Genomic DNA, 13,158 nt, shown 5'->3' with positions numbered 1-13,158 from the left:
GCTTCTGGGTTGCTCGTTAAGTGTTTTTGTATTCATTCTAGCGGCTTAGATGTTGCTAGATGCCAAATTGTAAACACTCCGTCAAAAGTAGCCAAAGATTTCTATTCTAGAATTGAGAGACTCAGTGTGTTTATACATTCAGTATTCTTAAAATTCAAGCCTTGCGGCAGCCTGAGAAGCAATCATCCTTCAGGTGCAGCCATAAAAATTTAATCCGAGGCTAGCTAGCCCCCAAAGTTTACTTCCAAATTGCTTCTTTTGATCTCTATGACAAGTTTTAATCGCTCTACCAGTCGTCGGTTGAAGAAATTAACTCAAATTCCTTCTGTATGGGAGGGCGATCGCCGTCCGTTGTCATCACCAAACCAGCAGTCAGATTCGGAGGCAAAGGGAGAATGCATTCTTTGGGTAGATTACTCCCAAGGTGTTGTTCGAGGAATGGACGTGGTAGCTTCAGATATCGGCCCAGAAGCAATAGTTCGCACCTTAATGCAAGCAATGGAGCATCCTCAAAGTCCAGCAAGACCTGCTAGACCTCAAAGAATTGTAGTCAAAGACCGTGAGATTCAATTTTACCTGCGGGGAGTGCTGCAAGATTTGGATATCGCCATTGACTACGCACCAGAACTACCTTTAATTGACGAACTATTTCGTGGATTCGCCGATATCCTTGATAGTCAAACCCCTGATTTACCGCCACAGTATGCGCAAATCTTGCGAGAAAAAGCATTTGCAATTTGGCAAGCAGCACCTTGGGAATTTTTGGAAGAACAGCAAATTTTGTCAATCGAGATTAATAAGTGGGATGTTGGCACACTCTACGCCTCAGTCATGGGAATGCTGGGAATGGAGTATGGGATTTTGTTTTATCGCTCAGAAGAGTCTTTAAAACAATTTCGCGCCGCAGTTCTAACGGATGAAGAATCAACAGAGTATCTAGAAGAAGCGTTCCTCAAGCAAGATTGCTTGTTTCTCACTTTTGAGAGCATTGACGACACTGATGAAGATGACGATGAAGAAGATGATTTGGCGGATCTACCATTATCAGAAATTGACCCTACTTTTGGTAATATCCATCCTTTAGAAGGACTACGGTCTGTTTTGTATGACGAAGAAGCATTGGTAATCTTGGTTGCGATCGAAAGCCTGAGTCGCTTTATTCGCGATCACCGTCGCCAACTTCATGAGGACATCTTCCCTACCCTCAGCCGTCGCTATCGCATTTCTCTGCCGCAGTCGGAAGAATCAACTAAATCTGTGGCTGTGACAGTCTCGACCATACCGCAGTTAGCAGCAGAATTAGAGGAAATGGCAGGCTTTGGTATTGATGACGAGGAGATTGACAATCTTGATTTCCAATCATTGCGAGATGACTTGATACCAGAAGATTCCTTCCTCAGCTTAGGTGTAGTGTCCTGGGAAATGTTGGATTCTCTACGAAAGGGGGTCAGCTACCACCAGGCTAGTGAAATCAAACCAGTGGGTGATGGTTTGCCGGTGATTTTAATTCAAACCTCCCGACCCAAGGCGAAGACTGTAATTGAAAGAATTGAAGCAGCAGGTGGATTGAAAGCAATTTGCTTTAATCCAGGTGCCGATCCCTTTGATGGCGATCGCTACGATTTGGGTTTATTGCAAACTCAAAATGGCGAATTGTTCCTATTCGGTGAATTTTTAGATGAAGATCCGATCCATGTCGAAGCCCGAAAAAAATGGAATCAGCGGTGTAAAAATACTAAGGGCTACTGTGGCTTAATCATTGCCAAAGGACTAACAGGAGCCTCCCGTGGCAATCCTCAGTTACGAGATATGATGGCTTTGTTTGAAGGGCGATCGCTTTCACCAAAAAATTTAGGTATTGGCACTCTCCAACTTATGCCTCAACTTAAATTTGAGTAATTGCATGAATTGCTGCAATCCTGAATCTCAAATTATCGGTATGAGAAATTAAGTTGATGTGTATTTGATTGACATATTGACTGAAACTGCATTTAAGAGACAAAAAGGGGAAGGCTGTACCTGTCTGTTAACGTTTACCCCTCCCATCCCTTGTATGCAATCTTTTAACCAGAGGCAGAGCGTTTCTGGTTCCACTCAGCCTTCTTCATCCCCGTACAGAGCGCAGCACTTTGTAATGAATATTCACGTATATGTTAATACTAATAGGCGACCAATCATGAGAAGCTAACTTTACCTAAATTTCATGAAGTACATGTATTTTCATAGTTTTTTAGTTATTTTATAGGAATATTTTAAGTATAAATAACTACAAAAGTCTAAAAAATTATTTTACAAAAACTAGTTGAATCAAACCTAACCGATGCACTTAGATATTGGAATCTTTTTTTTTAACAAGTTTTTGAGTTTAGCATCCTGTTATATATCAATATCATTAAGCAAAAGTTCAGATATATTTCTTTTCTTTGTAATTTTTTTATAAAGAATAAAAAATAGCTTTCTTAGTGTCTCAATGAAGATTATTTAAAGTGCGTAAATAATAGCTATAATAAACACACTGCCGAAAAAATTAAAATATACAATTCTTCTTATAGGTATACTTACCAAATAAAAAATAGTTGTAATTAAAATTTTCTTGGCAGTAATTTATATCTTGGCTTAGACATAAGGAAAAGATTTTATGGCAAAATTATAGTGCCCTACTTGGCTAAAAGTGATTTACATAACTCCAGATAGATTAATACGAAAAATCGCAAAAAAAATGCTGATTGAAAAGCAAATTATATCGCTGGAAGGAAGATAAAAATATGCAAAATTTTATTGCATTCTGACGATAAGTTATTATAAAAGCATGAAACAAAACTAAAATATTAGTATCGGCGACAGTCAAGTAACATCACATCTATTCTAGATTAATTTATCTGTGTAAAATTACAGATATTGCTGTCAAAATTTACCAAAATACTTGGCAATTTACACTCAGTCAACTGAGTTTTGTCCCCTTTTTGCTGGCTACTATATTGGCACTGGAAAGCAATCAGCTTGATCGAGGTAAGCCAAAATTCATAACTGTTCAAGTAGCTCTGAACTTCTTGGTTACAGTAAGGTTATAGATGGGTATTTATCGCTTATTTGCCTACTTTATAAGTGACTATTCACGCTCTATATACACCACTCCAACCCGCCTGTAAGCCAGCATTTCAGCATGATAATGATTCTGAAGCTTTATTTTTTGGTGTTCTAGCGGATGTTCTCTCCAAGGGGGTTTGACGAACTTAGTTAAGAGAGAAGGTCAAATGCTTTCAATGGAGAATAACTTTGAAAATCTTCATTGAGTCAACAGTAGATATCTTGAATTTATTTATAAAATTTCATTGTCAGGCTTTACTCATGCTGTTAGTAGGGTTATTATCTTCAAAAGCAACTATGTGCTATTTATGCTGTCACAATAGTAACAAATAAAGTGTAGTATTTTGATTTTTTTAGAAAATGATCAATCCTTTGACAAAACGAACATTTTTAATATTAATGGTATTACTTGTTTCCTGAGACAAACTCTGATATCTTATCGGTTCCCTCTTTAATTTAGACTCTTTCGACCATCTAAATATACAGCAGATAGCATGATAGCAATGACAAATAAAAAATGGGCCGTTAAACGCATAACTGTTAATCTTGCAACGCAGGAAGCAGAAAAACTAGAAAAATATTGTCAACAAACAGGTAGACCTGCAACTGACGTGATTCGTGAACTGATTAGAAGTTTGCCTGTCTCTGATGACAACAAAGATGAAAACAAGTAAGAAGTTACTTTCACGACTTATCCAGAAAACTGCTTTCCTACCAAAAAAATATCTATGATACTTTTGAGAGTCCGCGGCTATGGACAAAAGTTTGTCTAGATGATACAGACGCGTTTTTATCGCGTCTGATCATTTAGCGGGATTAAAAAAAGTAATCAAAGAGGTTTTAGTATTGATATTGGCAAGCCTTAATATGCTGCTGGAGTTGATATTAAGTAGCAAATTCCGACACCAACCCAGTTACAATCTGTAAAGAAACTGAAAAGGAACGACGGAATGCGTGTTGCAATCGTAGGTGCGGGACTGGCTGGGCTAGCAACCGCAGTAGATCTAGCTGATGCTGGTTGTGAAGTCGAGATTTTTGAGTCTCGTCCGTTTGTCGGTGGTAAAGTTGGCAGTTGGGTTGATGGAGATGGCAACCATCTAGAAATGGGATTGCATGTATTTTTCGGGTGCTACTATCAACTATTTGATTTAATGAAGAAAGTGGGGGTGTTAGAAAACTTACGCCTCAAGGAACATACCCACACTTTTATTAATAAAGGGGGGCGCACTGGTGCTTTAGATTTTCGTTTTCTTACAGGTGCGCCTTTCAATGGGTTAAAGGCATTTTTCACTACTTCCCAACTATCGTTGCAGGATAAATTGCAAAATGCGATCGCTTTGGGTACTAGTCCGATAGTTCGCGGATTGGTAGACTTTAATGGGGCGATGAAAACTATCCGCAATTTAGATAAAGTTAGCTTTGCCGATTGGTTTCGCAGTCATGGTGGAAGTAATGGCAGCATCAAGCGGATGTGGAATCCCATTGCTTACGCATTGGGATTTATTGATTGCGAAAATATGTCTGCCCGTTGTATGTTAACCATATTCCAGCTATTTGCAGTTAGAACTGAGGCTTCAGTTTTGCGAATGCTGGAAGGTTCTCCATCTGAATATTTACACAAGCCTATTCTGGAATATCTGCAAGCTAGAGGCACCAAAGTTTACACGCGCCGACAAGTTCGGGAAATTCAGTTTACTGAGTCAGCTGAACAAACCCGCGTAACTGGTATAGTAGTTGCCCAAGGTGATGCAGTAGAAACGATCGCTGCTGATGCTTATGTTTTTGCCTGTGATCTTCCAGGAATTCAACGCATCCTACCCCAGGAGTGGCGTAAGTGGTTAGAATTTGACAATATTTACAAACTGGATGCAGTGCCAGTGGCTACAGTGCAGTTACGCTTTGATGGTTGGGTAACAGAACTGAACGATGGAGAACAACGTAAACAGCTAAATCATGCGGCTGGAATCGATAATTTACTTTACACAGCCGATGCTGACTTTTCTTGTTTTGCCGATTTAGCGTTGACTAGCCCTGCTGATTATTATCGCCCAGGACAAGGGTCGTTGTTACAGTTAGTGCTGACACCAGGAGATCCGTTTATTGCACAAAGTAATGAAGCGATCGCCCAGCATGTTCTCAAGCAAGTCCATGAACTGTTTCCTTCGTCGCGGGAGTTAAAGATGACTTGGTACAGCGTGGTAAAACTTGCTCAGTCTCTCTATCGAGAAGCGCCAGGGATGGATGCATACCGTCCCAACCAAAAAACACCAGTAGATAATTTCTTCCTTGCAGGCAGTTATACTCAGCAAGACTACATCGACAGTATGGAAGGTGCTACTATTTCTGGACGACGTGCGGCAAAAGTAATTTTGGAGAGTTTAAAGAAATAACGTAGACACGCAGTGGCTTGCCGCAGGCTACTCCAAAGGGTGCAAAGAACGCAATCACAAAGCATCTCGTAGAGAAGGAAAAAGAGAAATGCCAGACTGGTTAGAGCATACTGTGCAGGTAGAAGTAGAGGCTCCCATAGATTTAGTATGGAGCCTCTGGTCTGATTTAGAGCAAATGCCCCGGTGGATGAAGTGGATTGATTCGGTGAAAATTCCGCCAGATAATCCAGATATATCTCTTTGGAAATTAAAGACGGGCAGTCTAGAATTTACTTGGCAATCCCGAATTCTCAAAGTTATTCCCAACCAAATTATTCAATGGGAATCGGTTGATGGTTTGCCGAATCAGGGAGCGATTCGCTTTTATGATCGCCAGAATAGTAGCATTGTGAAAATGACTATTTCCTATGCTATCCCCGGCATTATTGGCAAAATTATGGATAACTTGTTTTTGGGGCGGATAGTTGAATCAACGATTCAAGCTGATTTGGAAAGGTTTAAAGAATACGCACTGAATGTTAAAGGTAATTGATATAGATAGCATTTCTTTTTTCGGTGACATGAAACATGAAATTTAAACGCATAGGCGCTTCGCCTTCCCGCAGGGTAGGGTCGCAGAGGTAAGCACAGAGGCACTCAAAGAATTCGCCACTAATGAATGAAATGTTGGAAGAGGGTTAAAAAACTACCAAGTTGGGTCGTTAAACGAATTAATCGTCAATTCCTGGCGCGGCGGTACTGCGCTGATACAAGCGCGGATGATCTCTCCATCCTCTAATTCGACGGTGCAAGCGTGACAAGATCCCATGAGACAACCGGTGGGAATAAATACCCCAGCCCGGTCTGCTACATCTAAGAGGGCTTCTCCCACTTCGGCATCTACTGTGACATCATCTGGTAAAAAGCGGACACGAACAATCATCAATGTTACGCATTTAAGTTAGTATTGTCCTTTGTCAGTAGTCCTTTGTCATTTGTAAATGACTAATGACTAATGACTAATCACATTTCAACGCATTTTAACTTAAGACAAAAACTGACTTAAGTCTAAATGGCTTTCAACTTCAATGGCTAGAGAGTCCAAAATCTGCTCTCGCTGTTCTCGATAGTTAGCAACACCAGTGGGCAAAGATTTTAAACCCCGCTGTTGACGGAGGCGATTTAACCAAGCCCGTCGCCAAGGCCCATTGTCAAAAAGCCCGTGGAGGTAACTTCCCCACACTGATTGACAACTATCGACTAACCCTAAATTAATATCGTCAAATAGGGCATGGTAGGATTGGGGATCTATGCCTTGCTGTTCGATGCGCGATCGCCCTTGATGGATTTCAAAGCCATTAACTGGTAATCCTTGTTGTGGATAATTTGAGCTAACTTGGCGCTGGCGGGCGATTTTTTGTCCTGTAATTACAGTTCTGATTGGTAAAAGATTTAACCCTTGAAATCTGCCAGCTTGTCCCTCTATCCCTTCTGGATCGGCGATGATTTGACCGAGCATTTGATAGCCACCGCAGATACCTAAAACCGTTCCCCCAGAAGCAGCATAGTTTTGGATAGCTTCTGCCATACCACTTTTTTGCAGCAGTAGCAAGTCAGCAATTGTGGTCTTTGTACCTGGAATAATTACGGCATCAGGATGTCCCAAATCTTGCTTAGGACTGAGGTATCTCACTGAAACTGTACTTTCTGATTCCAGTGGGTCAAAGTCGGTGAAATTGGCAATTCTTGGTAAGCGGATGACGGCAATGTTGAGGTCAGTTTGAGCTTTATTCGAGGACGATTGACGTTCTAGCAGGTCAAGAGAATCCTCTGCTGGAAACATTTCTTGCAAGTAGGGTATAACACCGATCACAGGGATACCTGTGCGTTCTTCTAACCATTTTATCCCCGGATCTAAGAGCGATCGCTGCCCTCGGAACTTATTAATTACTATACCTTTAATTAAGGCGCGTTCATCTGGTTCCAATAACTCTAATGTGCCAACGACATGAGCAAAAGCACCACCTCGGTCAATGTCAACTACTAACATAGTTGGTGCATTTAAATATTTTGCCACCCGCATATTAGTTAAGTCGCGGTGCTTGAGATTAATTTCCGCTGGACTACCAGCACCTTCACAAACCACCAAGTCAAATTCTGTTCCTAAATGCTGTAGCGATTCTTCAATTGTCCGCCACCCCAATTCAAAATATTGCTCGTAGTAATCTGAGGCACTCACTTTACCTACAGACCTACCTTTGATAATTACTTGGGAAGTCATATCTCCTTGAGGTTTGAGTAAAATTGGGTTCATTTCTACCCAAGGCACGACTCCCGCCGCCCAAGCTTGCACTGCTTGGGCGTAGCCAATTTCTCCACCACTGGCGGTGACATAAGCATTTAAAGCCATATTTTGACCTTTAAAGGGAGCCACTCGCCAACCACGCCGCGACAGAATGCGACAAATAGCTGTAGTTAAAAGTGATTTCCCTGCATGGGATGTTGTCCCCACTACCATAATTGATTTCATAGTTGCTATCACTTAGTTTTTCAAGATACAGAGTTAATTTTTAGGAGCGAACAACAGGGGAGTATACTTCTCTACGAGAGGCTGCGCCAACGACTACGCTCAGTAACCGGGGGAGCAGGGGAGAAAGTTGCAGTAAGTTCTTCCCCTTTGCCCCTTTGCACCTCTGGCTTTTGTGCCCAATGCCGAATGCCCACTATAACCATCACAAATTGCAGTTGGATGGTTATGGTAAAGACTTCATGAATAGATGTGATGTTTCCGTGTATATTGTTCCCTTTGATTCCCTAATCCTAACTCTTGGATTTTTTATTCTAAAAAGGTATCCGTAACCAACGAATCACAGCATCATAGAAACGATCGCGCCATGAAGGAGTACGCCAATTTTTTCCCTGGTACTGCTCCACCAACTGGCGTCCCAAGGGAGTGAGACGAAAACTATCTGTAATTCCCTGACCATCTACTTCTCGGCGCAATACACCTACTTGAATCAACCAGCCCAAAGCGTTATCACAGGCTAATTCTGATAAAGGGCGTTTAGTATAGCCCTGCTTGAGTCCATTTTCCAGAGCGATCGCAGTTAATGATACACTCTGGTGTCCCATCACTTCAAATAATGATACATTAAAAGGTGAACACACTAGCGATCGCTCGGCTCTTTCTACTGTGCTTTGAGGATAGACAAAAATATTTGGGTTTTCGGAATCAACAGCAGCCATTGTGTATTGGTAAAAATTTTTCTTCTAACAAAGATTAATTTCAGAATATATTTTTTCTTGTATCAAATACCCCATCAAACCAAAATTAGTTACCTCAAGTATATTTATGCGATTTTTTAGTAATTATATTTAATCATTATAAATTAATGTAAAATTTCAAGTGCATCAACAATCTGAAACAGGAAAGGTTAATTATGCCTCTAGCAGTTGGTACGGATGCACCTGCATTTACCGCCAAAGATACAAACGGCAACACAGTCTCGCTATCTGATTTGAGGGGGAAGACGGTTGTTTTATATTTTTACCCCAAAGATGACACGCCAGGCTGCACCAAACAAGCCTGTAGTTTTCGGGATGCCCAATCTCAATATCAAGGTAAAGATATTGTAATCTTGGGAGTGAGTGCAGATGATGAAGTTTCCCATCAAGCATTCACCCAAAAATATAATTTGAATTTTCCCCTACTGGCTGACAGCGACAAATCCCTCATCAAAGCTTTCGATGTGGATGGCGGTGGTTATGCCAAGCGCGTCACCTACGTAATTGACCCCAACGGCAAAATTACCCATGTTGACGCTAATGTAAATACCACCAACCATGCTAGCGATATTTTAGCTGCGGTTGGACTGTAGTTTTTTACCTGATAATTCAGGATTTTTTAAATAGTCTCAACCCCAAGCCTTTAGGACTTGGGGTTCTTTGTTTGATTCAGTTACCTGATGGTGTCACTAATGGCGGCGTAACTGATGGTTGTGTAACCGTTGGCAAACTGAGGGTTGGTTGCTGTTGTTGACCTTGAATTAGTTTTTGTTGCCTTGCTTTAAAGGCTGCTGCTGCTGAGTTTAGTTCTTGGTTCTGTTGGTTAGAATCCCAGTTGAGAGTCCCGAAATTTGCCCGATGAATCAGATCAAACATATTAAAATTGTCTGAGTTGGAACGGGAGAAAGGATCGGTGTTTTGGTCTGTTGTACTATTACTGGGGAAAGCATCCGTTGGGCTGCTGACTTGAGCGGAACTTGGTTGAGCCATGAGCAAGGAAGCAAAGCTAATTCCTGCTGCCGTAGCAACAAAGAGTCTAGTAATTTGTAAAAATGGTTTTTTCATGGGTTTTGACTCTAAAATTTATCTATTTTATCTTTTTAAGCAAGAGTCCGCCGCAGTTGGGGTTGAATACTCACTAAGGCGACTAGGGCAAAGCCAAACAACACCAGCAACGCTCCCCCGAAGGTAACATCGCCCCAAGGAGCCTGCATCACTACACTACCTAGTCCCCAACTACTGTGGAAATAGAGATAGCGAATTGGTTCGATCGCATAGCTGAGAGGATTCAGGGTAGCTACAACCTGCAACCACTGAGGCATAAAGGATAGAGGTGCTAAAGCTGTACTCGCAAACAATAATGGTAGGTTAGTAACGAAAATTACTGCAATCAATTCAATGTGTCCGGGTAAAGCAAAAGCTAAACCGAGAGAGATGGCTGTTACACCCAAAGCTAAGAGTAAGACAATTAGAGCGATCGCACTTAAACCCGCTATATTTGGTAGTCCAGCGCCCAAAAATGCTGCTGCTGCAACAATTACGGCTGCTTGCAACAAACTTTGGCTGATGATAAAGATGGCTGAGGCAAAGACAATGGAAAACCGTGATGCTAAGGGTGCTACCAGCAAACGATTCAAAAAGCCGAACTCGCGGTCAAACATTACGGGTAAACCAGCATTCAGTGCCCCAGCAAAGGCTGTAAACACAATGATGCCAGCCGCCAAAAATTGACCGTAATTTGTTGTATTGCCAAATATACCCTTGGGAGCATTTTGGAACAAAGCACCAAATAGCACTAACCACATTACTGGCTGAATAATTCCAGCAATCAAAGATGAGGGACGGCGTTGCAACTGAATAAACAAGCGACGAGTTAAAGCCAGCGTCTCTTGTACCAATTCACCGAAAAAGTTGGGTGCAGTATTTGCATCTGCTTGCGGCGATGCTAGCGGCTGCCAATTGATATCAGATTTAGGAGTAACACTCATAGCAATTTTGGATTAATTGGGCATTCCTTCGGCTTCGCTCAGGGCAAGTGGGCATTGGGAATTGGTAAGTATTTTCATGCCCCATACCCCAGTCCCCATTCACTATCTCATATTCTGCTTTTTCTCAGCTTTGGGATCGCGGGTGGCGACGGCTGCGAGTTCTGCATCCAACAAGGTGCGTCCTGTGGCGGCGAGATAAACGTCATCGAGGCTGGGGCGAGATTGGGCGATGCCAAATATGGGCAAGCTAGCATCATTCAGTGCTTGCTGTATGTTAATCAGAACATCATTTTGAGGTGTCACTACCAAATTGAGCGAATTACCTTGAGCGCTGTTGATGATAACTTCTTGGACAAAGGGCAAAGGTTTCAGGAGGTTTTTAGCTTTTTCAGCTTCCTCAATCGGGGAAAACTCGCGGATTCGCAAGGTGATGCGATCGCCCCCTACTTGATCTTTCAATTGCGAAGGTGTACCACTGGCAATTACAACGCCGCGATCTATAATTGCCACGCGATCGGCTAGGGCGTCAATTTCTTCTAAGTAATGGCTGGTAATTACTACCGTCGTCCCAGAGGCGCGTAATTTTCTCAGAAAATCCCATACCACAAAACGAGTCTCTATGTCAAGTCCTACAGTTGGCTCGTCCAACACCAAAACATCCGGTGCATGGAGCAATCCAGCAGCCAAGTCTAGGCGCTTGCGTAAACCGCCTGAGTAAGTTCCTGTCTTTTTGTTGGCGTATTCTTGCAAACCGAGTAAATCTAATACCGTTTCAATACGCTGTTTGGCTACTGCGCCTGGGAGGTGATAAAGTGCTGCTTGCAATTGCAGCAGTTCTTTTCCAGTCAACACCTTATCTATAGCGACTTCCTGAGCTACGTAGCCTAGTCGTTGTCTTGCCACTCTCGGATTATCTAAGACAGAGATGCCAGATACTTCGATTTTGCCCGCATCCGGTGTGGTCAGCGTACACAAAGCACGCAAGGTAGTAGTTTTTCCAGCACCGTTGGGGCCAAGTAAACCAAAAATTTCTCCTGGTTCTACCTGAAAGGAAACATCCTGGACGGCAACCACTGTGCCGTAGCGCTTTTGCAAATTTTGAATGAAAACGGCGGGAGCCATGACAGGTGATCCCCAACTATACAAATCTCAATAAAGTCTATCCTTATTGTAGAAGGTAGAGAGCAAGGAAATAGCGCATGAGCGAAAATCTGTAAACAAGTTCGCTTCATGCGCTATGCTGCCAAAAATTTTTAATTATTCTAAACGAGTTGATTGATTGCGTTTGTAGCCAAACAAACCAAATACTACAGCAATTAATCCTAAACCTGAAAGATTTGCAGGCTCTGGAACCTGAATACGAGTGTGAAGCTTAGGCGGATTGTAGTACTTAATTGGGACATCTGGCAGATCGCCATTAAATAGATAGTTGTGAGACTCGCCATTTCCTGTCAAAGAAGCTACTACTACATTGCCGTTAATTTGACCGTTATTGAAATTGAAATTAGCCAAAGGCGCAAGAATACTACCTTGGATGCCAATTCCACTAGCAGTTAGGTTTGTTGCTTCATAAAAGTTGTAAATTACCTTTTGTTTATCTGCGCTAATGATATTAAACCCAAAGTTTTGCAGCGAGACATCCTTACCGCTGATATTGACAACGATAGTTGAATTTGCATCCCCCTTAATTTCAAAATAGTTTGTTTTGGAGACAGATGAGCCTGCAAGATTAAAAACATTAAAAGCAGTACCACTGCCACTAAGGTTAATAGCACCCCAAGGTTGAACTGTTGTATTACCAGTGGGAGTTAAGGTTGCCAAATATTCAGACAGCCCTCGCAGTTCTTTCCCTGCTTCATTGAAGTCGATGGGATTGCTCTTGCTGAGAGTTCCTTGGGGAAATCCCACATTGCTGGATACATTGGCGCTACCTCCATAGACAGCATTACCGTGGTAGACTTGACCGTTGCTCAAAGTTAAATTCTGTCCAGCGACTACTACGTCGCCGCTATTGCCAGAAAGTCTGCTTCCAAGTCCGCCGACGAAATTTATGTTACCGCCAGCAGCAACTTTGCCTTCGATATCTGTATATTTTTGAGAGATATCTCCCAAAACAAATACATTGTAATCAGAGGCAGCACCTAACTCAACTGCATTCGCTCTTGCTGATAAATCCAGCGCTAGAGTGACTACAATTGGAACTGCTACTAACCCCCAAATATAATAGGTTTTTGATTTCATCTTCTAGTTTAGGAATCATCAAGATGATCCTATGAGTATAAATCAAAGATTGCACTAGTTAGCTAGCTATTTTATTGAAGTTTCACACTGGTAAAACTACTGTATATTTTTCCCTAAATCTATTTGAAAAACTGCACATTTACTATTGACTTCATGAATTAAATATCTATAAATAAGAATTCAGGAGT

The 13,158-nt window shown here is 41.8% G+C and carries 13 protein-coding genes; 5 read left to right on the top strand and 8 right to left on the bottom strand.

The features are described from left to right. Window positions 1-267: 267 nt before the first annotated feature. From V7K60_RS01355 to V7K60_RS01340, 4 genes are all read left to right on the top strand, one after another. Window positions 268-1,899 (top strand): DUF6930 domain-containing protein, encoded by a 1,632-nt coding sequence (locus tag V7K60_RS01355; protein WP_334922338.1) that lies wholly within the window; start codon window positions 268-270, stop codon window positions 1,897-1,899. A gap of 1,685 nt (window positions 1,900-3,584) precedes the next feature. Then, window positions 3,585-3,761 (top strand): CopG family transcriptional regulator, encoded by a 177-nt coding sequence (locus tag V7K60_RS01350; RefSeq protein ID WP_199784887.1) that lies wholly within the window; start codon window positions 3,585-3,587, stop codon window positions 3,759-3,761. A 276-nt stretch (window positions 3,762-4,037) separates the two neighbouring features. Continuing rightward, window positions 4,038-5,477, top strand: a complete 1,440-nt coding sequence (gene zds, locus V7K60_RS01345) for a 9,9'-di-cis-zeta-carotene desaturase (RefSeq protein WP_334922336.1) — start codon at window positions 4,038-4,040, stop codon at window positions 5,475-5,477. A gap of 88 nt (window positions 5,478-5,565) precedes the next feature. Next, on the top strand, window positions 5,566-6,009 hold the full coding sequence (locus V7K60_RS01340; RefSeq protein WP_334922334.1) for an SRPBCC family protein: 444 nt from the start codon (window positions 5,566-5,568) through the stop codon (window positions 6,007-6,009). A 153-nt stretch (window positions 6,010-6,162) separates the two neighbouring features. Here V7K60_RS01340 and V7K60_RS01335 read toward each other — a convergent pair whose 3' ends face one another. From V7K60_RS01335 to V7K60_RS01320, 4 genes are all read right to left on the bottom strand, one after another. After that, window positions 6,163-6,399, bottom strand: coding sequence for a 2Fe-2S iron-sulfur cluster-binding protein (locus tag V7K60_RS01335; RefSeq protein WP_334922333.1), 237 nt, complete (start codon window positions 6,397-6,399; stop codon window positions 6,163-6,165). Window positions 6,400-6,501: 102 nt separating this feature from the next. Further along, entirely contained in the window at window positions 6,502-7,986 is a 1,485-nt protein-coding gene (gene cobQ / locus V7K60_RS01330; RefSeq protein WP_334922331.1) for a cobyric acid synthase CobQ, read from the bottom strand. 71 nt (window positions 7,987-8,057) lie between these two features. Next, window positions 8,058-8,192 (bottom strand): hypothetical protein, encoded by a 135-nt coding sequence (locus tag V7K60_RS01325; protein ID WP_334922329.1) that lies wholly within the window; start codon window positions 8,190-8,192, stop codon window positions 8,058-8,060. 105 nt (window positions 8,193-8,297) lie between these two features. After that, window positions 8,298-8,702, bottom strand: a complete 405-nt coding sequence (locus tag V7K60_RS01320; protein WP_334922327.1) for an Npun_F0494 family protein — start codon at window positions 8,700-8,702, stop codon at window positions 8,298-8,300. 194 nt (window positions 8,703-8,896) lie between these two features. Between V7K60_RS01320 and V7K60_RS01315 the strand changes: the two genes are divergently transcribed. Next, window positions 8,897-9,334 carry a peroxiredoxin gene (locus V7K60_RS01315; RefSeq protein WP_334822390.1) on the top strand — a complete coding sequence of 146 codons (438 nt, stop codon included), beginning with the start codon at window positions 8,897-8,899 and terminating at the stop codon, window positions 9,332-9,334. Window positions 9,335-9,410: 76 nt separating this feature from the next. Here V7K60_RS01315 and V7K60_RS01310 read toward each other — a convergent pair whose 3' ends face one another. From V7K60_RS01310 to V7K60_RS01295, 4 genes are all read right to left on the bottom strand, one after another. Continuing rightward, window positions 9,411-9,806: a hypothetical protein gene (locus V7K60_RS01310; RefSeq protein WP_334922325.1), complete on the bottom strand. Its 396-nt coding sequence runs from the start codon at window positions 9,804-9,806 to the stop codon at window positions 9,411-9,413. A 35-nt stretch (window positions 9,807-9,841) separates the two neighbouring features. Then, complete coding sequence (locus tag V7K60_RS01305; RefSeq protein ID WP_334922323.1) at window positions 9,842-10,729, bottom strand: ABC transporter permease; 888 nt, start codon at window positions 10,727-10,729, stop codon at window positions 9,842-9,844. Between the two features lie 102 nt (window positions 10,730-10,831). After that, on the bottom strand, window positions 10,832-11,851 hold the full coding sequence (locus V7K60_RS01300; RefSeq protein WP_334922321.1) for an ABC transporter ATP-binding protein: 1,020 nt from the start codon (window positions 11,849-11,851) through the stop codon (window positions 10,832-10,834). Window positions 11,852-11,986: 135 nt separating this feature from the next. Continuing rightward, on the bottom strand, window positions 11,987-12,970 hold the full coding sequence (locus V7K60_RS01295) for a choice-of-anchor A family protein (RefSeq protein WP_334922319.1): 984 nt from the start codon (window positions 12,968-12,970) through the stop codon (window positions 11,987-11,989). Between the last annotated feature and the right edge of the window lie 188 nt (window positions 12,971-13,158).

This window comes from Nostoc sp., from assembly GCF_036917555.1.
Classification (GTDB): domain Bacteria; phylum Cyanobacteriota; class Cyanobacteriia; order Cyanobacteriales; family Nostocaceae; genus Nostoc.
The sequence above is the reverse complement of the archived record's forward strand: the minus strand, read 5'-3'. Positions and strand labels throughout refer to the sequence as shown.